The sequence below is a fragment of the Sulfitobacter sp. R18_1 genome (assembly GCF_017743915.1).
Lineage (GTDB): Bacteria > Pseudomonadota > Alphaproteobacteria > Rhodobacterales > Rhodobacteraceae > Sulfitobacter > Sulfitobacter faviae.
In genome coordinates, this window is the sequence record NZ_JAGHRG010000001.1 from 634,615 (window position 1) to 656,227 (window position 21,613).

The window sequence follows — 21,613 nt, forward strand, 5'->3', positions numbered from 1 at the left end:
TTCCTAAACCACCATACCGGAGGCTGGTTAAAATGATGTTGTGCCTTGTTGATATATATGAATTTTTTTGGTGTCTTGGAGAATGGAATTCATAATTCTATTCCGGTAGATTTAAATGGAAAAAGGGCCCGCCGAAGCGGACCCTTTCAATGCTTGGCCTATCGCCCGCTGGTTTAGCGGAAGAGAGACATCAGGTTCTGCGGAGCCTGGTTGGCCATCGACAGCGACTGGGTTGCCAGCTGCTGCTGGACCTTAAAGCTTTGCGAGCGAGCCGCTTCAGCTTCCATGTCCGCGTCGACCATGGCACCAACACCCATGTCCAGGTTCGTTGACAGCTTGGTCAGGAACTCTTTCTGGGTTTCGATGGACTTCTCGGCGATGCCCAGGCTGGTGGCTGCGTCGATGGAGTCCGACAGAGCGCCTTCAGCAGCTTGCAGCTGAGCTGAGATGTCACCGGCTGTGTTGATGTCGATGTTCGCCAGAGTGGACTGGATCGCAGCGAGGTCAACAGAGTTGAAGGTGATGCTTGTGGTCTGGAAAGAGCCACCGGCGCGGCTAACACCAGTTACGACTGTCTGAGCAGAAGCAGGACCGGAAACCAGGGACTGGCCGTTGAAGGACGACTGGTCGATGGTGGTCTGGATACGTGCGCTCAGCTCGTCCAGTTCTTCTTGGACTTTACCACGGTCAGCAGTGTCGGACTGAGCGAAAGCCACACGCTCTGCGAACTGCTTGGCAAGACCTTCGACGTTCTCAGCACCAACGCGAGCGGTGGCAACAGAGTTCTTTGTCAGGGTCAGGCCTTCGTCGATTGCTTTGTACATACCGCTATCGCCAGACATTGTCTTGGAGATCGAGAAGTATGCAGCATTGTCCTTACCCGAAGAAACCTTCAGACCAGTCGAGATGCGGTCCTGAGTTTCGTTTGCACCCTTGTTCACTGCGCGCAGTGTGTTCAGGGCATTGAGGGCGGAATTGTTAGTTAGAAGTGACGACATTTATAATTCTCCGAATTCTTTTAGTCTTTATGTCCGCCTTCTGGCAGAGTGTTTTGGCTTGCGCCTACGAAGCCGATATTAGGCAGCGATATTAAAGAGGGGTTAAAATATTATAGTTTTTCATCGTACCGTTGAGTTGGCATCAAATTCTCGGAGCGCTTACGTCCGGAAGCGGAATACATGCCATTTAGGCTATGTCTTTCCTTAACCTTTTCGATCTCACGGACGACGGCTCTGGTAGCTATTCCCATGCGCTCGAGAAGAATTCCGTTCTTATCACTTTTATCTTTCAGCTCTTCGAACTTGGTGCGCAGGCCAGAAAACTGTGAAGGGTTTTGGGAAAGAATGGTTTCCACAACCGCATATTTGTTTTCAAGTTTGCGTGCGGCATCATCTTTTCTTTCGGCTGTATCTGTGACGATATGTACCTGTCCGGTATCGAGGCCTTCGTTCTCCTCGTTGAGGATCTCAATCATGTCGTCTACGGCTTCCTCAAAGCACTTGAGGTGGGATGTGTCCTGCTCGGTAAGGGCTGGACCCTCAGAGTTCTCTTCTGCTCGTCTACGCGCCTCTCTGCGCATTTTGAAACGAGAGGGTTTTTCATCAGTCATAATTTCTCCTGTCTTTTATTCGGTTCCGCCGTAAGCGCGGATCATGTTTGCAATGCTATCGGAAATGCCTGTGGTCCCTGAATCAGCGACCGCCTGTGCGTATTCCTTTCCCATGAAGCTTTTCCAAGTCTTCTCGGCGTGTCCGCCGCCAAACGCTCCAGGAGACACTGTATCCAGCATCTGATTGAAGGCTTGGGTTAGAAATACTGCTTCGAAGTTCTTGGCGACCTCTTCAGTTGCCTTATTGGATTGATGGGATGCAATATTATGATTGCTTATCGGATGGGGTGTGATCCCCGGTTGTGTTAATGGCATACTAAAATCCTTATGAATTATATGATCTCTAGATCCGCATGCAGAGCCCCTGCTGCTTTGATTGCCTGCAATATAGATATGGTCTCTGTGGCCCCTACCCCGATTGCATTGAGACCATCTACGAGATCCTGAAGGCTGACATCGCCATCTAGCACAACAAACTGTGCATCTTTTTCTTCGACTTCGATTTCTGTCTCTGGGATGACGACCGTAGTTCCGCCGATAGTGATCGGTTCAGGCTGATCAGCAATCTGCTTTTCTTGAACTTTGACGGTTAGTCCGCCCTGGCTCACGGCCACGCGGTCAATGCGCACGTTGGCCCCGATAACGATTGTGCCGGATTTGGCGTCGATCACAACACGGGCAACGTTGTCTGGGTTGACCGTCAGGTTTTCCAGTGAAGCAATTAGAAGGGGGACGTCCTGATTTTTACTGCGGCTTACGGCCACAGTGCCGGGGTCAAGCATTTTAGCCTTGCCGTTACCGAGCTTATTATTGATGGCGTCAGTAACTCTTTTAGCGGTGGTAAAATCAGGAGATCTCAAGGCGATGCGGACATTTTCCAGTTGGTTCATGTCGAAGGAGATCTCACGCTCAACCGTGGCGCCATTTTCGATCCGTGCAACAGTGGGTACACCTTCTACTATAGAGGCGTTGTTACCCTGTGCTGCAAAACCGGCAACCGAGATAGGGCCCTGTCCTACCGCGTATACCTGACCATCGGCACCTGACAGTGGTGTGACGATAAGAGTTCCCCCTCGCAGGGATGATGCATCACCTAGAGATGATATGACGATATCAATGTTCGATCCACGTCTAGCAAATGGAGGAAGTGAAGCAGTAACCATCACGGCCGCCGTGTTCTTCGTCTTGATCGAGTCCTCGGGGAGATTGCCTACGCCAAGACGCTCCAGCATACCTTCGATAGACTTGTTAGTGAACGGGCTGTTAGAGGCTTTGTCGCCTGTACCGTTGAGGCCAACTACGAGGCCGTAGCCTACCAGCTGGTTCTCACGTACGCCTTCAAATGTGGCTATGTCTTTGATGCGAACTTCAGCAAAAGCTGTTGTTGCAGACGAAAATGCCATGGCCACAACGGCGATCACCCCTAGGGCTCGCCCTCTTGTGGAGAAAAATTTAATCATGTAGTAACCTCAAACTATCCTTGCTTTGCACAGTACAGTACTTACTTTAAACCTTAGTGAACAATAGATAGTCCGCAGAATTTAAGTGTGCAGAAACTTTTAGTGAAGGATTTTGAAGGATTTTGAAGGATAGATGAAGATAGTCCTTGACTATCCTTGGTGATTCTTTTAGTTTTGCGATACGGTTTATTAGAGCCCTTTAACACAAAGTTTTTCCAGGAGCAGTCCAGAATATGCAAATTTACTACTTTGAGCCCGATGCGATGATACAAGAGGCCACGGCACGTGAGATGAAAGGCAACGATCTTAAGCCTATCATGATCGACGAAGAATTCTTCACGCGCGATCTTTCCATGCTGGCGCGCGAAGGTAACGCCACTCGTGGTATCGTCCTCTCCGAGACCCCCGACACAATGAAGTACGTCAAGACACTTCGTGCCGCAGGTTGCAACAACCCCATCCTGATTATCACAAATCACCGCAACTCAATCGAAGCGGCTGAGATGATCAACCAAGGCGCTGATGATGTCATCGTTCGCCCGTTTAAGTCCGTGCAGATTATTGCATGCATCAACCGCACAAACCGTCGTTCGCATGGTCATGACGATGCAAGCGTCCAAGTCGGTGAAATCGTCGCATACTTTGATGGTCGCGACCCCGAGGTCTCTGGTCATCGTCTCAAGCTGAGCCAGCGTGAGCATGCTATCTTCAGCCACCTTGCTCTGAACATCGGCCGCGTGATCAGCAAAGATAACCTGTACGATGCAGTCTATGGCATGGATGATAACCAGCCCTTCGACAAAGTCATCGACGTCTATATCTGCAAAATCCGCAAGAAAATCGAATCCCGCACCGGTAAGAAGTACATCGAGACCGTCTATGGTCGCGGCTACAAGCTTGCGGCCCCCGAGGAAGAAGAAGCTTCGAAATCCGATGAGGGTTATGGTAGCTCCGCACTCCAGGCCGTGGAAGAAGTTCTGTCCACCGGTTCCTAATCGGTAACCACACGCTATTACAAAGGGCAGTGTTCTGAGAGTTCGCTGCCCTTTTTTGTTCTATAAATTATAGGTAGTTTTATGACTATAACGCCTGATGCGACGGATTATGATGGTTGGAGTAAGTTGGCTCCATGGGACAAGTATAAATCTGACCTGATCCTGACTGTGCATCACGTTCTTACAGAGCCAGTATGCCCTACTGCATCAGTATCATTTGAGATCCCCGAGCGAGCCGGAGTTCGTAGGTTAGCCACGTGTTGCGGAGATAGTGTCGAGGAAGCAGTTCATCTTGCCTTACAAGCTGCACGGGGGAAGCTCGAAAAGATGGCTAATGGCGAGGATCTGAAAGATGGTTTCCCGCCTCTCACCGAGACGTTGAGGCAAAACTGTCCCGAGGTCGATCTGTCTGATATTCCCTTCAAGGGTGTCGCGAAGGATCCATCTGAAGACTGATGTAGACCACGAATTTCGTTCAAACTGAAAGAGGCTGGCAAAAGTATTATCTTCGCCAGCCTCTTTGCTATTTAAACGATGGTATCCCTTACATGTAGTTCAGGAACGATAGCTTCGAGAGGCGTGCTGTGGTCGCATAGGTGGCGTCCAGCTGTGTCTGAAGGGATTGCAGCTTAGTGGCAGCCTCATAGGGGTCAGCATACTCTAGCGAGACAATCCGGTTGTTATAAATACTTTTCTTATCTTCCTGGCGTGTAATTTCATCATCAAGATATTCTTGTTGTTTGCCCAAGCGAGCCTGGGATTCGTTGATACCGCTGATGCCACTTGCAATGGATCCTACAGCTTCACGCATCCAAGACTGATAGGCTTGAGGGTCATCGATTTCAGATACGTCGGTGCTTGCGAGCATTGCTAGACCTTTGAAAATCTCCCGGAACTGTTCATCGTTTGCCTGGATTCCGTATTTAATGTTCTGGGACTCGGTAACTACCGCTTCCTTACGAGGATTTGGGTTGCCACCACCGTCCAGAAGAGTGGTTCCGTTAAAGAAAGTTCCCTCGAAATTTCGTCCCGGATTCACGGTATTCGTGTTGTCGAAAATGCTGTCGATCTCGCTGATCTTCGTGGCAGCATCGCCGGAGCTTGTGGGTCCTGCGCCGACGATACCTGCCATTACGCCTTCGGGTGAATATCCGGTGCTTGGGTTGGTTTCTCCCCAAGCGTTCATCGTAATCTTGTCCGAGTCTACACCAGAGAAGACGAACTCACCGTTAAATGACGTATTCATGTACGACAGTAGTGCGTCCATAGTGGCCACGGCTTCCTGCTGAATGGCCTTTACTGTGGGAGTCTGGCTTTCTTGGTTGGAAACGGCCAGGTTCAGGAAGTTTTGCGCCTTGTCCTGGAATGTGTTGGTCGAGTCCGCGATTAGTTCGAATTTGTTAGCCGTGAGCTTGTTTGATTGAATAAACTGCTCAGTTCTATCCATAGAGTTGCGAAGGGCAATCGACTGAGAAGATCTCATGCCAAGTTCCTTAGCGACATCGGCTTTCAAGCCGGTGGCCAGTTCCTTGCCGATAAGCTCTAATTGTGACCGGGTGCGCTCAACCGTTCTACGACCGGCGACGTTTGCATGATATGTTGAAAAGGGCCTAATGACGCTGCTCATAATAAAATTCCTTTAGACAATATTGATGAGGATATCCATCATTTTGGATACCGTCTTCATGGTTTGAGAGTTTGCTGCATAGCTCTGCTCGATCAGGATCAGCTTTTGCAGTTCGTCATCGATATTCACGCCTTGCATACTTAAGCGAGAAGCTTCAATGGTCTCAGCCGAAGACCGCGCCGATGCATATGATTTCTCAGCGCTGGTGCGCTCAGTCTGCTGATATGCAACAAGGTTATTGGCGAAAGTCTTGATATCGATGTTTTGCGGAAGATCCGTGTTGGTGGCATACGTCAGCTTGGTGTCAAAGCTGCCCATAAACGCTTGGATTTGAGAAGCATCACCAGCGCTGCCCTCAGACGGCGCACCAATACCATCGCGAAGTCTCCATAGATCTCCGCCCTCTTTTGGCTTCACGGCCGTATTTACGCTGATTCTAGATGCTAGGTCAGTAAGGTTGGTCGGATCGAAGGCGGCTCCTCCATCGGTGAATAGGCCAGCTTGACCAGCACCCAAAGAGGCATCGCTGTTTTCAAAGTTCTGCATGAGGCCACGAGCCATCTCGTCCAGTTGAAGCTGGAAGCGAGGCATGATGTCATCCTTGAGAGCCATTAGGCCGCCCAAGCTGCCGTTACTGAAGCTTCGTGAAGACGGATTGTTGGGGGTGATGTCGATGTTCCCGATCATCAGTTGTCCCGTGCCCTGCATATAGCTGACATCGTTTACGGTCGTGTTCTCGACCATGGCGCTGCCATTGCCGGTGTAGACACTGACGCGTCCATCATTCTGGAATACAGTTCTGATATCCATGATGCTGGACATGTCGTCCAAAATACGACCAATCTCATCGCTCAGTTCACCGCGATCCAGAGATGGACCGTCAGTTTCGATGAGCCGTTGGTTGAGGTCAGATAGACGATATAGGTTCTCGTTTAGGTCGCTGACTTCGTATTTTATCTCGAGCTCAACCTCGGATCCTAGTTGCTTGAGGGTGTTTGAAGTTTCTCGCATAGAGTAAACCATGTCCTCTGCTGCATCCAGAACCGTACCTTGGATGGCTGTGCTACCAGGATTATTGGCAAGAGTTAAAAACGCATTTTCAAGTTTGCCCAATTTGGAAGCTGGGGACTGTTCGTCGTTTGGTTGACCCAGAAACGCTGTGTACTCCTCGATACCTTCGTAGATCGTGCGTTCTTTCGACATTTTGGAGTTTTCATAGCGGTGCATGCGGTCCAAAGAGGCGTCCACCTCGCGGCTGATATCAGACACAAAGACACCGGCGCCGGGACGTGCGTGTGTACTAAAATGGGTCTCTTTGCGGACGTACCCTTCGGTGTTCGCATTCGATATGTTGCGGGCTGTGGATTCAGACCATTTCTGGTTGGCTGTAAGACCGCTTTTACCTGCTTGTAGGGCTGAAACTAGACTCATGAAAAGGCTCCAATAATAGAATAGGTAGGAGAACTAGACCCCTACCCTAGTAGCTTACGAATTATCGCTTGAGACGTGTGGTCTCTTCGAGCATTTCGTCGGTTGTAGTGATGATCTTAGCGTTGGACGAATAGGCCCGTTGCGTTTCGATCAGTCCCGTCAGCTCCTGCGCAATATCCACGTTGGACAATTCCAGAGAGCCCGCAGAAACCGCACCTGCATCACCAGAGTTAGCGTCCTTCAAGGTGAAGGAACCTGCGTCCTTAGATAGCTTGTAGGTGTTGCCATCATCAACCAGTAGGCCGTTTTCGTTGCGTACATCGCCAAGTGGAATCTGATAAAGCGGCTTACGAAGACCGTTATCAAACACACCGAGAACAGTGCCGTTCTTTTCGATTTCAGTGCGAACCAGAGCGCCCGCAGATGTACCATCGCGAGATACTTCTTGCGGTGTGTAGTCGCCAGCGAACTGGGTCATGCCATCATACTGGTTTGGCGCCCCCATATCGACGGTGAAACTCTGGGGAGTGGTCCCGTTGTCGATAGTCAGCGTTGCCTGTCCGGTTGCTGGATTAAAGGCGAAGTTTGATGGTGCGGCGGCCAGGTTGGTCACATTCGACCAAGCAGCTGGTGATCCAGCATTGGGACCGGAGTCGTTGAATGTTACCGTTACCCGACCATAGTCGGTGCCGTTGCCATCGGAAAGTGTCAGATCCCATTCGGAGTCTGTTGCAGTTGGCTGCCATTCAAAGCTCAGCTTCTGCTTTTCACCGAGCGGGCTGTAGTATTCAGTCGAACTGATAAATGGAGAACCTGGTGTCACGAGACCGGTTTCTTGTGCAGGAAGGTTCCCGCTAACCGAAACTTCGGTGGTGGCAGATGATTGCATGGATACATCTTTAATATTGATCGCTTGAAGGTCACTGAATGAAGACCGGTCGACCATGCCTAGGGTGCCGTCTTCTTGATGGCGGAAGCCATGCAGGTAGAATCCAGCGGAGTTGCGGAGGTATCCATCTTCGTCCGGCTTGAAGCTACCTGCACGGGTCAGCATGTAGTTGGACTCGACAGGCTCATTCGGCTGCTTCGCAACAACAAAGAAGCCGCTTCCAGCAATAGAAAGGTCTGTCTCGCTTGATGTGCTCGAAAAAGCACCCTGTTTGCCGATATCATTCGATATTACAGCTTTCACGCCAGCTGGGAAAGATGTGGCGCCTGTAGACGAGCTTGTGGTTGTAACCAGATCAACAAAGGTTCTCTTGTAGCCAACAGTGTTGGCGTTCGCGATGTTGTCGGAGATCTTACTCACCTTCGTGGCCTGGGCTCCTAAGCCTCTGATGCCAGATTGCATTGCGTTATAAATACTCATATTAGATTTTAATCTCCTTGTAAGATTTCGCGTCTCTTTCTCCCAAGATACACGATATGATTTGCTTCTCGGTTAAAGGTTTTAGCTAATCCAAGTAGAATTACGTCTCGAAAGGCGTATTTGCAAATTTATATATGGACTTATTATCTCAGGATCATGAATTCGATTCTTCGATTTCTTGGATCTCTTGGAGCTGTGGGATACAGTAAGTCCATATCGGCCTTTCCCTCAACTCTCTCGATCTGCTCCTTCCGAACACCGGCCGCAAGGATTGCCCGACGAGCTGAATTGGATCGATCAGAGGATAATTCCCAGTTAGAATAACTGCGTCTAGAGGTAAACGGGACGCCATCTGTATGGCCCGATATGGCAATCTTGTTCGGGACATCTTTCAGAACCAGACCAAAGTTCCCGATCATCGCTAGCGCCTTGTCCGTAAGCTCAGCCGATCCGGACTGGAACATAGAGAACTCGCCTTGGTCGATGAACTGGATGCGAAGCCCTTCGAAGACCTCCTCAATAACGATGTTGTCCTCATACTCCTTCAGGATGGGAACGTTCCGCTTGAGATCCTCAAGGTCCTCGGCAAGTTTGGCAAACTCCTGATCAAAGTAATCTGGAGCTTCTTCACCAGCAGCGGCAGCTTTTAGTCCCTCATACTCAACTCGGGAAATCTCAACAATATCCCAGTATTCTAAGGGGCTTGCGAAGGTTTCTTCACCTACGACATCTTCGGCTTGAACAACCGCTTCGGGGTTGCCCTGGCTGTCTTGTATTTCTCTGTCTTGGATTTGTTCACCTGACATCTTACCGCCATCCATGATGGAAATAATGCCAGCGTTTACTTCGACTTCCTGAGAGTTATCTTCCGACTCATAAGGATTGAAGTAATCTGATATCGCGTCACGTTGGTTCTCATCGGTGGCGGATACAAGCCACATGAGCAAGAAGAAGGCCATCATGGCTGTCACAAAGTCTGCGTAGGCGACCTTCCACCCCCCATGAGGGATGTGAGCGGTCTTTTTGCGACGACCGCTTTTTATGACGACATGTTCAACCTTCTTCTCACGTAAAGCCATAGATCACCTACACATTGAGGCCGATCTTCTCGGCGGTTTCTTTCATCTTGCGTTCGACCTCCTCGAATTCCGGACGGATTTCTTCGGAGATCGTCTTGCGGGCATATTCCACACAAATCTGAGGCTGGTATCCGTTCAGGAAGCCAATGATGGAGGCCTTGATTGCGATGTAATATGCGAGTTCCTGCTCTCGACGCGCTCTGATGGCTGATGCCAAGGGTCCGACGAAGCCATAGCTCAGGAGGACGCCTAGGAATGTTCCTACGAGGGCGCCACCGATCAGCGCACCAAGGACCTCTGGCGGCTCTGATATCGCCCCCATAGCCTTAATGACGCCGAGTACGGCTGCCACGATCCCCACGGCAGGAAGGCTGTCTGCCATTATCATTAGAGCATTTGGTACCCGATTAAGTTCGTGCTCGATGGTATCGATTTCTGTATCGATAAGGCTCTCCATCTCATGAGCTTTTTCAGACCCCAGCATAATCAGTCTAAAGTAATCCGCAATGAAGCGAACGTTTTTCGGGTTTCTAGAAACGTAGCTGAAGTTTTTGAAGAATGAGCTTTTCAGCGGCTGGTCTAGGTCCCCCTCAATTTTGGAGAGGCCACCTTTGCCAAGGCGAATGATCATATAAAGTAGCGAAAAGAGCTCTAAGTACTCTTCTTTGTTGTGAGGTTTGCCACCAACAAGGGCACGCAGTGATCGAAGTGTATCAGCAATCACCGATCTGGAGTTGGCAATGATGTAAGCGCCAGTGGCTGCGCCGCATATGATAACCAACTCCCAAGGCTGCCAAAGAACCCATAGATTACCGCCCATAGCGGCAAAGCCACCGAGAACACTACCGGCTACAAGAAGGAGCCCTAAAATGAGATTCATAACTGATACACTCTCGAAGATTTCTCTTCATAGGTGTTACAGCTCGATTAACAGGGCTTTTAACGTATCGATAAATCGCCTTATTTCTTTGTTTCTTCCAAGAGCTTCATGGCCTCGTCAGCCTGGATTACTCGTTCAGCGATGTTATCCTCTGACAGCGGCGTCAGGCTACTGGATAACTTGTTAATTTCTTTTGCTATGATTTTCCATTCTGGTTCATCGGTGATCTCCGGAAAGTTTTCTGCAACATTGATTGCTGTTTCCCGGTCCAGATCCCGGTGGGCTGACAAAAGAAGTCGGATCGCATCTCGTCTACCGAATGCATTTGGGTGATCGTTCTGAAGCTCAAGATAATGATTTTTGGCTTCGTTCCAGTTTCCTTGTGCCCAGTAGGCTTCGCCAAGAAGTCGCACATACTCATCTGTACGATCAGTCACTAAGGAATTGATGACCTCTTCCGGTTTATCCAGTCCAGCGAAAACCTTAGCTGCCAGCTGGGCCTTCTCCTCATTCATCGCAGGGTCTTCGAACTCACCAATATTTTGAAGAACAGACGCAGCTTCTTCCTTCTGGCCGCCATCATACAATGCCTTGGCTTGCTTCAAACGTAGGGTCATGGCGTTATCTTTGGACGCATCTTCGTAGAGTTTAAGGTCCACTACGACCTCCAGGTATTCAGCAGCCTCAGAAAACTCTCGGGCGGCCGCAGCTGTGGCGCCTAGATCAGCTAGATGTTGAGCATAAGCTGCATGATGACCCGCGAAGCCATCGAAAAAATGATATTTTCGAGAGATATCTTCGTGAGCCTTCGTAAATTCTGAAAGGGTGATCTCACCCTTCACACCGCTATCATAAACCTCGTTTAGAAGGGACTTCGCTTTGCCCTTGGACTCTTCCGCAACTGCCGAGGTTGGGTAGGTGGCGATAATATCGCCGAGAGCGCCAAGGGAGGCTGGAAGATCCCCCATATTATGCGTGACAACGGCCAGACGCTTGAGGATCTCTATTTCATATTCATCGCCTCTCCAAGACTTCCGGTGAACCTCAAGAAATTTTCTGGCATCCTCGAGAGACATAGCTTGTGTCTTTACGCCAAGGTCAACAATAGCAATCCGCGCTCGTTGCGCATAAACATCGTCCTTCATGGTGGCTTTGCGGTAAGCATCGAAAGCATCGAGCTGCCTGCCCGCCTTATCTGCTGCAAGACCAATAAGAAACTGGAAGGTGCTGCTGTCTTTCATGCCAGGAAGTTTTTCAAGCTCCACCGCCATCTCTTTTGCCAATGTCCACTTCCCTGCATCAAGCGCAGCTTCCAGAAGTGTTGGGATATATGATTTCAGGTAGCCCTCTGGATATGTTTTCGAGATTTCAAAGGATGCTTTAAGGTACTTGTCAGCAAGCTCACTATCATTCTTCACATGATGGAGGGCCGCCCAGAATGGGTAGTCTTGCCAATTATCGATGTGTTCTTCTGAGCCGATCAGGAAATCATTTCCCGCATCTCGCCTGTCGTCAAGTACAGAGAATGCAGTCATCAATGCTTTGTAATCCTGTAGCTGCTGGTCTTCGAGATCGTCAGCGTTGATGGATGACACTATTGAATGACCTTCAGGGATCATCCGATGTGCAAGATAGAAGCGAGCCAAGTCCAGGCGTGCCTTCGCAGCGTCTGGTTCGCGGCTACCGGCTGCTGAAAATTCTTTCTCCAGGCGTTCCTTGTCTTCGGCGAAGTTGTCAATATGGAACTCTGAGAGAGTAAAGGCAGCAGGATATTTGACCCTCATTGCTTCCAGTTGCTCTTCAGTTGGAGTCGCAGGTCCGAACATTTCAGTTGGCTTTGGTTCCGTGACTGGCTTCACCAATGTCTGCTTCATGATGCGGGCCATACGATCTTCGATGGTCTCACTCTCTGTGGAGGGAACGTCAATCTTGGCCGCTTCATCGACATCTTCGGTTTTCATATTTTTAGCAGCTTCCGGGTACCTAATATGGTCCGGTTTTACGATAGGCGCTGGCGTTCCCGCGATGATGTGACCTGGTTTTGGAACCGGCTTTAAATGAGTACGCGCTCCCTCTGATCCCGCCACGACGGGAGTTATCAGAGCAGCGGATGTGAGTAAAATAACCAGAGCCTTGCGTTTCATGTCTTCCTCTTAGTGGCGTCGCGCCGTATATACTATTATTGTTTATTTATGAGTATCCTTTATGCATTGGAAAGTTATTTTTGTAAACTGTCAAGTAACACCAAGAGTTAAACGGGCTTAAACCATGTCCTGTTAAGGTTTTCTCAAACACGGAGTCGTTATGGATAATTCAGCATATGTTGCCCTTTCTCTATCTTCTGTGACCCGCAGAAGTATGGAAGTGGTCGCTAACAATTTGGCAAACTCGAACACAGCAGGCTTCAAAGGCGAGCGTGCTATGTTCGAGGAGTACCTCCACAAGCAACCTGAGGGCGAAGATGTTTCCTTCGTGCTCGACAAGGGTAGCTATCTAGATACCAGTCAGGGCATGCTCCAACACACTGGTAACCCTCTTAATGTGGCTATCGAGGGTAATGGATGGATGGCCTACCAAGATAACAACGGCGTCACCATGTTCGGCCGTGACGGCAGGATGACCCTCGATAGCCAGGGTAACCTGGTAACCCTTCAAGGTAAGCAAGTCCTTGATGCTGGCGGGGCCCCGATTGCTCTCCCGCCTGAAGCAGGTTCGGATATTACGATCTCTAAGGATGGTATGATTTCCGACGCACAGGGTAACAACCTGGCACAGCTGGGCGTCTTTGATGTTCCAGATATTCAAGGTTACCAGCGTATCGGTGGCGGCATGTTTACCGTCCCTGAAGAGCTTGGTCAGCCAAATCTTGTTCCAGAGATGAATACCAAGCTGGTTCAGGGTTTCGTCGAAGGCTCAAATGTGCAGCCCATCGTAGAACTGACCCGGATGATGAGCATTCAAAAGAGCTATGAGCGCGCATCCAAGCTGAGCGAAGGCCATAACGAGCTTCGTAAAAACGTCATTAGCCGTCTCGGACGGCCCGCTTAATTCATAAGGAGAAATATTATGAGATCACTGAGTATTGCAGCAACGGGCATGATGGCCCAACAGATCAATGTCGATACGATATCGAACAACATTGCCAATATGAACACTACTGGCTTCAAGAAGATGCGTCCTGAGTTCCAAGACCTTCTATATCAAAGCCACCAGCGCCAAGGTGCTCTGACATCGGAAGAAGGCACGGTTAAGCCGGTAGGCGTCGATGTGGGCCTTGGTGTGCAAGCTGCCGGTATCGTCCGTGTGAGCACACAGGGTTCTTTGAAGGCAACCGATAATGATTTGGACATGGCGATTGACGGTAAGGGTTACTTCACAGTCAACATGCCGGATGGAAGCCAGGCTTATACACGTGCTGGCGCCTTCCAGTTGAGCCCTGAGGGCATGATTGTCACCACGGACGGCTATGAAATCTCGCCGGGCATCACCGTTCCGGAAGACACCGTTGATATCGATATCAACAAGGAAGGTACCGTAATGGCCTTCGTAGGTAACGAGATTGAGCCGGTAGAGATCGGTCAGATCAATCTGGTGACCTTCGTAAATGAAGCCGGGATGAAGAGCATCGGTAATAACCTTCTTCAGCAGACACCTGCCTCCGGTGATCCTATTGTCGCCAACCCAGGTGATCCGGGCGTCGGCATGATCCGTCAGGGTTTTGTAGAGAACTCCAACGTCGATATCATTTCTGAAATCACCAATCTGATCTCGGCGCAGCGTGCTTATGAGATGAACTCAAAAGCGGTTGAGACCACCGACCAGATGATGAGTACTGCGACTCAGATGCGATAATATGAAAAAGGTTTTCGCGTTCATATTCGGCCTTATGGCCCTCAGTGTCCCGGCTTCGGCCGAGATGCTCTCTTATCTCATCGAAGAGCGTGTCACTGAAGAGTTTGGTTTCGAGCTTCCCGTAGGTGGGGAGTTCGATATCCGCTTGGTGAACGTCAGCGATGCGGAAGCCGTGGTTGTTCCTGACTTTTGGTATGACAAGAACACTGGCCAATTCATTGCAAATGTCGTCATGGAGGATGGCCTGAAGACCCGGGTGACCGGACTTGCTACTTTGACTGTTCCAGTGCCTGTTCCCGTCAGAAAGCTTATGCCTGATGAGATTGTCACCGAGGCAGATTTACAAGTGGTCCCGCTTCCCCACAATCGCGTTGGGGGTTTCGTTCTTACGACTATGAATGACATCGTAGGTATGGAGGTGAAGCGTGTTCTGACGCGAGGCCGCCCGGTTATGAAGCAGTCTGTTACACCTCCAATCATTGTTGATCGTGGTGATCGGGTCGAGATTGTCTACACTAAAGGACGCATGAATCTGTCAGCTCCAGGTAAAGCCATCGGATCGGCTGCAAAAGGCGAAGAAGTTCGGATTGTTAACGTTGTTTCAAACAAGACCGTGGTAGCCATTGCAACCGAAGAAGGTAAAGTGGAGATAATGAATTGACTATATTTTTGAAGAGGTTGGTCCCGGCTATCGCATTGTCGGCAGCTGTGTCCGCATGTGGGATGCAGGATATCGGTAAGGAGCCGGAGCTAAGCTCTATGGTAGTCGATAAGACGACCGCACCTGAGGCTTCAAGCGTGCAGATACCCATGCCCCCACAAGTTCAAAAGAGAGAGCTTCAACGAGCAGAGGGGGCTTCTCTTTGGCAAACTGGGTCGGGCTCATTCTTCAAAGATCAGCGCGCTGGGGATGTCGGTGATATCCTGACAGTCAATATAGACATTCAAGATAAGGCCACCCTATCGAACGCTTCAGAAGCTGAGCGTAGTTCAGGCAATCAGGTCGCCTTCCCCACGTTCTTTGGCTACGCTAGCCGTATCGCGACCGTGCTTCCCGGGATCGGACAGGATCAGCTACCCCAGGGCGATATCGTTGATCTAGGGTCTCAATCATCGCACAGTGGTTCTGGATCTGTGAATCGTAATGAGAAGATCTCATTGAAGGTGGCAGCCCTCATTATCGACAAGTTGCCAAACGGAACACTGGTGATCGCGGGTCGCCAAGAGGTGCGGGTCAACTATGAGTTGAGAGAACTTCGGGTTGCTGGCATCGTCCGTCCTGAGGATATCACAATGGATAACACGATCTCTTATGAGAAGATCGCTGAAGCCCGAATTGCCTATGGTGGGCGTGGACAGATATCTAAGGTTCAGAAGCCTCAATATGGCAAAGAGATGGTTGATATCATTCTTCCATACTGAATAATCTGAGATATTTTATTAGGGCCCGGGACAATAGTCACCGGGCCTTTTCTATTTATGAACTTTTTGTGCGTTATTTCTTAATAACCTTGAATTATTTATTTACAGGTCGATATAGACCAAAGGCTTCAAGGGAAGAAAGAAAAAGCAATGAAAAAAGCACTCGTAATGTTTCTTGGAACAACGCTGGTATTTTCGGGCGCAGGATTTGGCGCTGGGAAGCTACTGTTCACTCCTGCGGATGCTTCGATTAGTTCGGCGGAAGAGCATGTTTCCGGGGAAAAAGAAGACCACGGCAAGTACGAAAAAGAGAAAGAGCCAGTTGTGATCAACATTGGTCGCGTCATGGTTCCTGTATATCGTGCCAAGTCGGTTCGCTATGTTGTCGCAAATATGGCTGTCTCTGTAACAGATGAGAAAAAGGCAGAATTCTTGCAGACCGAAGAGGGAAAAACAAAGGTTCGCAACTACATCATTACAACTATGATGCATCTATCGGAAAAGACATCTGTGATGAATAAACCGAATATTGATCAGAAAGAGCTTTCTGACTTGGTATTCGCTGGTATCCATGAGGAATTTGAGGAGGTCAATGAGATCCTATTCCTCAACTTGGTTCAGACAGAAACCAAGAGATCCTGATAGGTTGAGATTGCTTTTGCCTAATTAGACATCGCAATCTCAACCTTCATATTTTTAGGAAACGCTAAGTAGCTGTCCTGACTGTATGACTTCACCATTGTTGAGGTGAAGGTAGGCCAAGCCTCCATCAAACAGGACTTCTTTGACCTTATTGGTCATCACTGTGTTGTATTTGACTGTTTGGTCTTCTGCATCCTTCGCAGAAATCCGAACATCGTAATGGCCGTCGCCTACATCCCGGCCTTGGTCATCCTTACCATCCCAGACGATTTCATAGAGCTGATCTCCATCGAGTTCACCTTCATTGAAGGTGCGTACGACATTGCCTTCGGTATCGGTGATCTCAACGCGTGTGGATGTGGTCGGGCTCGTAAGTTCATACTCGAACCGAGCTTCGTCCCCATTCAGGTTAAGGCGGTTGGAGTTAGTTTTTACGTCTTTGCCGATTAAGCTGACATCGGACAGGCTTCCGTTTGCACCGAGCAGAGAGTTGATGCTTTCCAGATTGCCGTTGGTTTGAACAGCCTGCTCAACTTGGCTCAGCTGCGCGAGCTGGGTCACAAAGGTGGTGGAATCCATCGGCGCCATTGGGTCTTGGTGCTGGATCTGAGCTGTCAGAAGCTGAAGGAAGTTCTGAAAGTCAGAGTCGAGCTTGGATGCCGCTACCCCGGATTTTGTTGTGGGCTGAGTGTTAGCTGCGGCCGTTGTTGGTGAAATTGTCAAAGTGTGTACCTCAAATTTGAATGTCTATTTTGGTGTCGGAAATGGTTGGCCCCGGGTCGGTGTCTGCGGGTGCATCAGAAACATTGCCACCCTCCCCATCTCCAGATAGGTTGCCCTGTCCGCCCTCACCTTGCTCCTCTCGTTCATCTTTAGAGAAACCTTCGAGATCAAGAGAACCATCTCCAAGATCGATGCCTTTTTGTGAAAGAAGATCCATAAGTTGGGCTTTGTCTGTCTTCATGAGTTCTAGAACGGCAGGGTTTTCCACTCTGATTACAGCTCGCATTTTACCGGAGGCATCGTTCTCGATATTGATCTCGATCTCTCCAAGGCCTTTTGGAGCCAATTCGATACGAGTTTTCTTATCTCCGAGATCAGCGGTCTTAATCTGGGCATTAATGAGGTTTGCGAAGCGGTTTGCCTGAGCTTGCGTGAGAGCATCACTTGTCGTTTTCGATTTGCTGCTGTTGCTCAGTATATCTTCAAAATCCTCCGCCGATACGGATTCAGAAGATAGCTGATTGATAGCTTCAAACGTGTCCAGACGAGCGAAGTCGGGCATCCCAGGCTTCATGGCGCTGGCATCTGTAGCCAAGGCGCCGCCAAGCTGTGTGGACGCCACTGTAGATTGACCGGATACCAGATTGGATGATGTGGCCCCGCCCATCGCTTTCGAGATTTCCTGACCCATGCGGGATGTCGCTTCAGAGGAGAACAGTGTCGATCTCATAAAGCTTTTCAGGCCCTCTTCCATGGTCTCGTCCGGAGCCCACACACCAACGGCAGGGGCTTCACCGACCATGGATTTAGGGGTGGTCTGAGTGATCATACTGACATCTGATGCTACCCCTGCCTGAGGCTTCGAAATTGTTTTCGCAACAGCGTTATGCTGCGCCATCATCAATGTCTGTGTAGCGGTTGGCGCTCCATTTTTGGCGGGTCTCTCAACCCCCATCATGGTTGTGACAGTGGCGATTGCTGCTTCCACGAACTCCAATTCATTCTTTGGCGAGAAGCCTTCGAAGTCCACTTTGAGATCACCCTCGCCACTCGCTGCCAGGTTCTGCATAGAGATCTTCAGGTTTTGCGCAAACTTGGTTCCCGAAGCGTTATCAAAGCCGGATACGAATGCTCCCAGCACGTTGCTGAGCTGGTCCATGAGCCCATCAGGGAGGTTAACCATGATCATTTCAGGTGGCATGACCTGGATGTCTGGTGAAGGTATGCCATGCTGCTGTAGAACAGACTTCATGGCTTTCTCAAGGTTGTTGATATTCGCTGAGAACTTGACCTTTAGCTCATTGAGCTGACCGGCGGTTGCGCCCGGCATAAGTCCCCCAAGAAGAGCATCAGTGCTCTTTTTTACTGACGCGTTGAGCTTCGCATCGACATCATTTGAAGCTCCCTTTGTAAGCTGCGGCGATGCAATTTTAAGTCCTTCCATTGCCTGCTTCTTACTGAGAATTGGCTGTCCATTGGATGCGGCAGGGTTAGCTGATGCCGCTGCAAGGGTACTGAGAAAACCGACAAAGCTTTTCTTTCCGCTGGTATCAGCAGTCAGTGCCTTTTCGGTATTCGCGCCGCCTGATGCCTGCGGACTATTTGGTATAACGCCTGAGAAAATTGACGTGCTGTTCATACTATTATCTCCCGTAATTGGGTTTTCTGAAACTAATCTAATGTAAATATAACACTTAGAGCTTTACGTATGGATAAACGCGGAATTTTGCGAGTTTCCAGGTGAATTTTAGGTGCCCATTATGCAGAAAAAAGATTACGAGAAGATTTACGATTGGATTGATTCATGTCCTTTGCTCACCGGGGTGTCTCCTGAATTCAAGGAGAGAATGGCCACTTCAGCAGAAAAGGTGGCATTCCCGTCAGGTTCTTATGTGTACTTGCAAGGACAGAGTGCTAGCGACTTTTTCATCGTATGTTCAGGATCCGTAGAAATTCTAGCGAACGAGATCGTCAAAGGTGAATGTCGTGTAGCATTTGCATCCGTTGGTGAAATTATCGGCGATGGGGGCTATTTCTTTGGCGGGTTCGACCGTCGTCATAATATGTCGGCCCGTGTCCACGATGACGCAATCTTGCTGAAGGTTGACGCGTCTTGGCTTGAAGAAATTCGTCGAACACACCCCGATGTGTCGGAGCATCTTCGTAGATCTTCGCTACGATCTGTTTTGGAGCCAGCTCCCCCTACCGCTATGCTGGAAATCATCCGCGAGCCAGTGATGGCGACACCTGGGATCGAATGCCCTGTCTTTACGGATGGTGAGTGTGTTTTCCCTGAAGGGGATGTGAGTGATCACGTTTATGTGGTTCTCAGCGGCTCTATTCGGATCTCAAAAAGACAACCTGATGGTGGGGATCTTACCCTGGCTCGATTGAAGCCCGGCCAGCTGTTTGGTGAAAGCGGACTGGAAAACGGACAGAAGAGAGCCGCCAGCGCTTTTTCTGAAGGTAAGTCCAGTCTTCTTCGGATTAGTACAAAAGACTTCAAGAACTTTATGGATACGACACCTGAACTTGAAGCCTGCATTAAGAGGCAGCGCCAGTTCTACTCTAGTGGTTCCAAAGCAGGTCATGCGGCTGGTGCGCTCAGAAATATGAAAATAGCTGACCGCGTTGCTCTATTTTCGGTTCTCTTGGTGTTCTTTATGTCCGCCATTGGTGCAGGTTTAGGTCTTCCATATATCGAAAAGCGTTTGGTTGCTCACTCATATGAGGGGGTCAGGCAAACCATGGATCAGACAACTTCAGATCTAAGCGAAGCATATCGACAAAGATTATTGGTATCTCAGGATGTAATGAAGGCTGTTGAAGAGCGATTGGAAGACGGTAATGAACTGGAGGCTATATCTCTTCCCGACAGTGGCGTGTTTGTCGTGCCAAGCGCCGAAAAGCTGGATGGTGGCCTGCCCGAAGAGTTGATTGCCGCCGTGGCAGAGACCATGAAAAGGGGGCAAGAAGTAGCAGAGGCTCGTATCAAAGAGACTGGCGAAGTGATGTATGCTATAACTTCTGGGGTCAAAGGTGCTGAAGGAGAGATACTAGGTCACGTAGTCACCGTGTTTCAGCCTCATAGAAGCCTGCCTCTAGTAGAAGCTGGCATGAGGCATGTCGGCGTCGATGTCATCTACTCTGATTATCGAGGCGATCCTGAGCCGATATTAAAGGCTTTCGATAAAGACGGCCCACGGACATTAGATGATCCGATTCTTGTGACCTCCAAATCGATAACTTTCGGAGAGCGTGAGATCGTTGTCTTCGGATGGAGTGACCTTGGGCCCCTATCTGATCTCTATGATGCCATCGTAACAGGTATTCTGTTTCTGATCGCTGCTGGTGTGATAGTCGCGGGTTTCGCTAGTCGTTTCTTCGCTGCGTGGATCATATCTCCCCTCGCTGATCTGTCATACTCCCTCGAACGCCTATCTGAGGGGCAGCGCGGCATCGAGGTACCGTTCGAGAACAGAAAAAATGAAATTGGTAAGCTAGCCCGGGCAATCAATGAACTTCAGCAGAAAATGCAAAGTCAGGAAAGGGTTGTTGCTGATCGCATGATCGACCAGCAGCATCGTCTAGAGAGGCAGGAGCAGCTGAAGCAGATGGTAATCGGCTTCGAGCACGGCTTCGAAAGCATCGTGAAGCGTTTCATATCATCAGTTGATACCGTGAATGACGTGTCGTCTCAGATGCTGACCGGTTCCACGTCGGCCGCCGCTGGGGTTCTTCAGATCAAAGAAGCCTTTGCAAATACACGGCGCTCGGTTGAACAAGTTCAGTCACTGGCACAAAACTTGGAACGGGCAACCCATCTGATCCAGGAGAAGACTAATACCTCACAGCGATCTCTTGAGGAGGCTATCCATAACACCGGTCGGGCGAACAAGAAGATTGCTCACTTGGATCAGGTCGTTGATGGTATCGGATCTATCGTGGAAACCATTAGTGGCATTGCCGAGAAAACTCGTCTTCTGGCGTTGAACGCTACCATTGAGGCAGCAAAGGCTGGTCCCTCGGGTCGCGGGTTCGCGGTTGTTGCTACAGAGGTTCGTACGCTAGCCAACCAGACATCTTCTGCTACGGCTGATATCGAGCAACGGATCACAGATATCGAACAGGCGTCTGGCGCTGTTGTGGAGGCCCTGGCCTCTATCACGGGTGTTATCGACCGGATGAGAGAAGAACAGAGTGATATCATTCAGGCCGTTGCATCCCAGAGTGAGGCCACGAATAATATTTCCACTGATGTAGAAAAGACAGCCGCACAGACCCAGGACGTAGCAGACAGCATTGAGGGCATCTCTGACCTTGTTAAGTCGTCTCAAGGCGGTGCAGAGGAGCTGAATGATAGCGCCAATGGGCTCCGTCATAATTCCAAATTTTTGCGAATTGAGATTGAGAAATTCCTCGAGAGTATGGCCAAGAAATAATTTTTCTCATGTTACTTCTTGGCTGACCTTGCAGCGTTGTTTAGGGGCCGTTGACATTTATTCTAATAAGTCATTCTAATGT

The 21,613-nt window shown here is 49.6% G+C and carries 20 protein-coding genes; 8 read left to right on the forward strand and 12 right to left on the reverse strand.

Annotated features, from left to right (window positions below):
• Positions 1–173: 173 nt before the first annotated feature.
• The 4 genes from J7392_RS03845 to J7392_RS03860 all read right to left on the reverse strand — a co-directional run bounded on the left by J7392_RS03845 (position 174) and on the right by J7392_RS03860 (position 3,012).
• Positions 174–998, reverse strand: coding sequence for a flagellin (locus J7392_RS03845; RefSeq protein WP_209216274.1), 825 nt, complete (start codon positions 996–998; stop codon positions 174–176).
• Between the two features lie 110 nt (positions 999–1,108).
• Positions 1,109–1,609, reverse strand: a complete 501-nt coding sequence (locus J7392_RS03850; RefSeq protein ID WP_209216275.1) for a hypothetical protein — start codon at positions 1,607–1,609, stop codon at positions 1,109–1,111.
• A 15-nt stretch (positions 1,610–1,624) separates the two neighbouring features.
• A complete protein-coding gene (locus J7392_RS03855) occupies positions 1,625–1,924 on the reverse strand; it encodes a rod-binding protein (protein WP_209216276.1) in 300 nt (99 codons plus the stop codon).
• A 17-nt stretch (positions 1,925–1,941) separates the two neighbouring features.
• Positions 1,942–3,012 carry a flagellar basal body P-ring protein FlgI gene (locus J7392_RS03860; RefSeq protein ID WP_247744468.1) on the reverse strand — a complete coding sequence of 357 codons (1,071 nt, stop codon included), beginning with the start codon at positions 3,010–3,012 and terminating at the stop codon, positions 1,942–1,944.
• A gap of 290 nt (positions 3,013–3,302) precedes the next feature.
• Between J7392_RS03860 and J7392_RS03865 the strand changes: the two genes are divergently transcribed.
• Complete coding sequence (locus J7392_RS03865; RefSeq protein ID WP_209216278.1) at positions 3,303–4,064, forward strand: response regulator transcription factor; 762 nt, start codon at positions 3,303–3,305, stop codon at positions 4,062–4,064.
• Between the two features lie 81 nt (positions 4,065–4,145).
• Positions 4,146–4,520 (forward strand): hypothetical protein, encoded by a 375-nt coding sequence (locus tag J7392_RS03870; RefSeq protein WP_209216279.1) that lies wholly within the window; start codon positions 4,146–4,148, stop codon positions 4,518–4,520.
• An 88-nt stretch (positions 4,521–4,608) separates the two neighbouring features.
• Here the strand turns inward: J7392_RS03870 and J7392_RS03875 are convergent, their stop codons facing one another.
• The 6 genes from J7392_RS03875 to J7392_RS03900 all read right to left on the reverse strand — a co-directional run bounded on the left by J7392_RS03875 (position 4,609) and on the right by J7392_RS03900 (position 12,594).
• Positions 4,609–5,691 (reverse strand): flagellin, encoded by a 1,083-nt coding sequence (locus tag J7392_RS03875; protein ID WP_209216280.1) that lies wholly within the window; start codon positions 5,689–5,691, stop codon positions 4,609–4,611.
• A 12-nt stretch (positions 5,692–5,703) separates the two neighbouring features.
• Positions 5,704–7,122: a flagellar hook-associated protein FlgK gene (gene flgK, locus J7392_RS03880; protein WP_209216281.1), complete on the reverse strand. Its 1,419-nt coding sequence runs from the start codon at positions 7,120–7,122 to the stop codon at positions 5,704–5,706.
• A gap of 61 nt (positions 7,123–7,183) precedes the next feature.
• On the reverse strand, positions 7,184–8,491 hold the full coding sequence (locus tag J7392_RS03885) for a flagellar hook protein FlgE (RefSeq protein WP_209216282.1): 1,308 nt from the start codon (positions 8,489–8,491) through the stop codon (positions 7,184–7,186).
• A gap of 143 nt (positions 8,492–8,634) precedes the next feature.
• Complete coding sequence (locus J7392_RS03890; RefSeq protein WP_209216283.1) at positions 8,635–9,570, reverse strand: flagellar motor protein MotB; 936 nt, start codon at positions 9,568–9,570, stop codon at positions 8,635–8,637.
• Positions 9,571–9,577: 7 nt separating this feature from the next.
• Positions 9,578–10,450 (reverse strand): flagellar motor stator protein MotA, encoded by an 873-nt coding sequence (motA, locus tag J7392_RS03895; RefSeq protein ID WP_209216284.1) that lies wholly within the window; start codon positions 10,448–10,450, stop codon positions 9,578–9,580.
• 80 nt (positions 10,451–10,530) lie between these two features.
• Positions 10,531–12,594, reverse strand: coding sequence for a tetratricopeptide repeat protein (locus J7392_RS03900; RefSeq protein WP_209216285.1), 2,064 nt, complete (start codon positions 12,592–12,594; stop codon positions 10,531–10,533).
• A 160-nt stretch (positions 12,595–12,754) separates the two neighbouring features.
• Between J7392_RS03900 and flgF the strand changes: the two genes are divergently transcribed.
• The 5 genes from flgF to J7392_RS03925 all read left to right on the forward strand — a co-directional run bounded on the left by flgF (position 12,755) and on the right by J7392_RS03925 (position 16,366).
• Positions 12,755–13,498, forward strand: coding sequence for a flagellar basal-body rod protein FlgF (flgF, locus tag J7392_RS03905; RefSeq protein WP_209216286.1), 744 nt, complete (start codon positions 12,755–12,757; stop codon positions 13,496–13,498).
• 18 nt (positions 13,499–13,516) lie between these two features.
• A complete protein-coding gene (gene flgG / locus J7392_RS03910; protein ID WP_209216287.1) occupies positions 13,517–14,302 on the forward strand; it encodes a flagellar basal-body rod protein FlgG in 786 nt (261 codons plus the stop codon).
• Between the two features lies 1 nt (position 14,303).
• Positions 14,304–14,963: a flagellar basal body P-ring formation chaperone FlgA gene (gene flgA / locus J7392_RS03915; protein WP_209216288.1), complete on the forward strand. Its 660-nt coding sequence runs from the start codon at positions 14,304–14,306 to the stop codon at positions 14,961–14,963.
• A gap of 35 nt (positions 14,964–14,998) precedes the next feature.
• On the forward strand, positions 14,999–15,724 hold the full coding sequence (flgH, locus tag J7392_RS03920) for a flagellar basal body L-ring protein FlgH (RefSeq protein ID WP_280634599.1): 726 nt from the start codon (positions 14,999–15,001) through the stop codon (positions 15,722–15,724).
• Positions 15,725–15,874: 150 nt separating this feature from the next.
• Positions 15,875–16,366: a hypothetical protein gene (locus J7392_RS03925; RefSeq protein WP_209216289.1), complete on the forward strand. Its 492-nt coding sequence runs from the start codon at positions 15,875–15,877 to the stop codon at positions 16,364–16,366.
• 54 nt (positions 16,367–16,420) lie between these two features.
• On the opposite strand, the gene J7392_RS03930 is transcribed toward J7392_RS03925, so the two are convergent.
• Positions 16,421–17,089, reverse strand: a complete 669-nt coding sequence (locus J7392_RS03930; RefSeq protein ID WP_209216290.1) for a flagellar hook assembly protein FlgD — start codon at positions 17,087–17,089, stop codon at positions 16,421–16,423.
• A gap of 10 nt (positions 17,090–17,099) precedes the next feature.
• The gene (locus tag J7392_RS03935; RefSeq protein ID WP_209216291.1) at positions 17,100–18,728 is read right to left on the reverse strand and encodes a flagellar hook-length control protein FliK; all 1,629 of its coding nucleotides are present in this window, start codon (positions 18,726–18,728) and stop codon (positions 17,100–17,102) included.
• A gap of 121 nt (positions 18,729–18,849) precedes the next feature.
• Here J7392_RS03935 and J7392_RS03940 point away from each other — a divergent pair, with 121 nt between their 5' ends.
• The gene (locus J7392_RS03940) at positions 18,850–21,531 is read left to right on the forward strand and encodes a cyclic nucleotide-binding domain-containing protein (RefSeq protein ID WP_209216292.1); all 2,682 of its coding nucleotides are present in this window, start codon (positions 18,850–18,852) and stop codon (positions 21,529–21,531) included.
• Positions 21,532–21,613 lie beyond the last annotated feature (82 nt).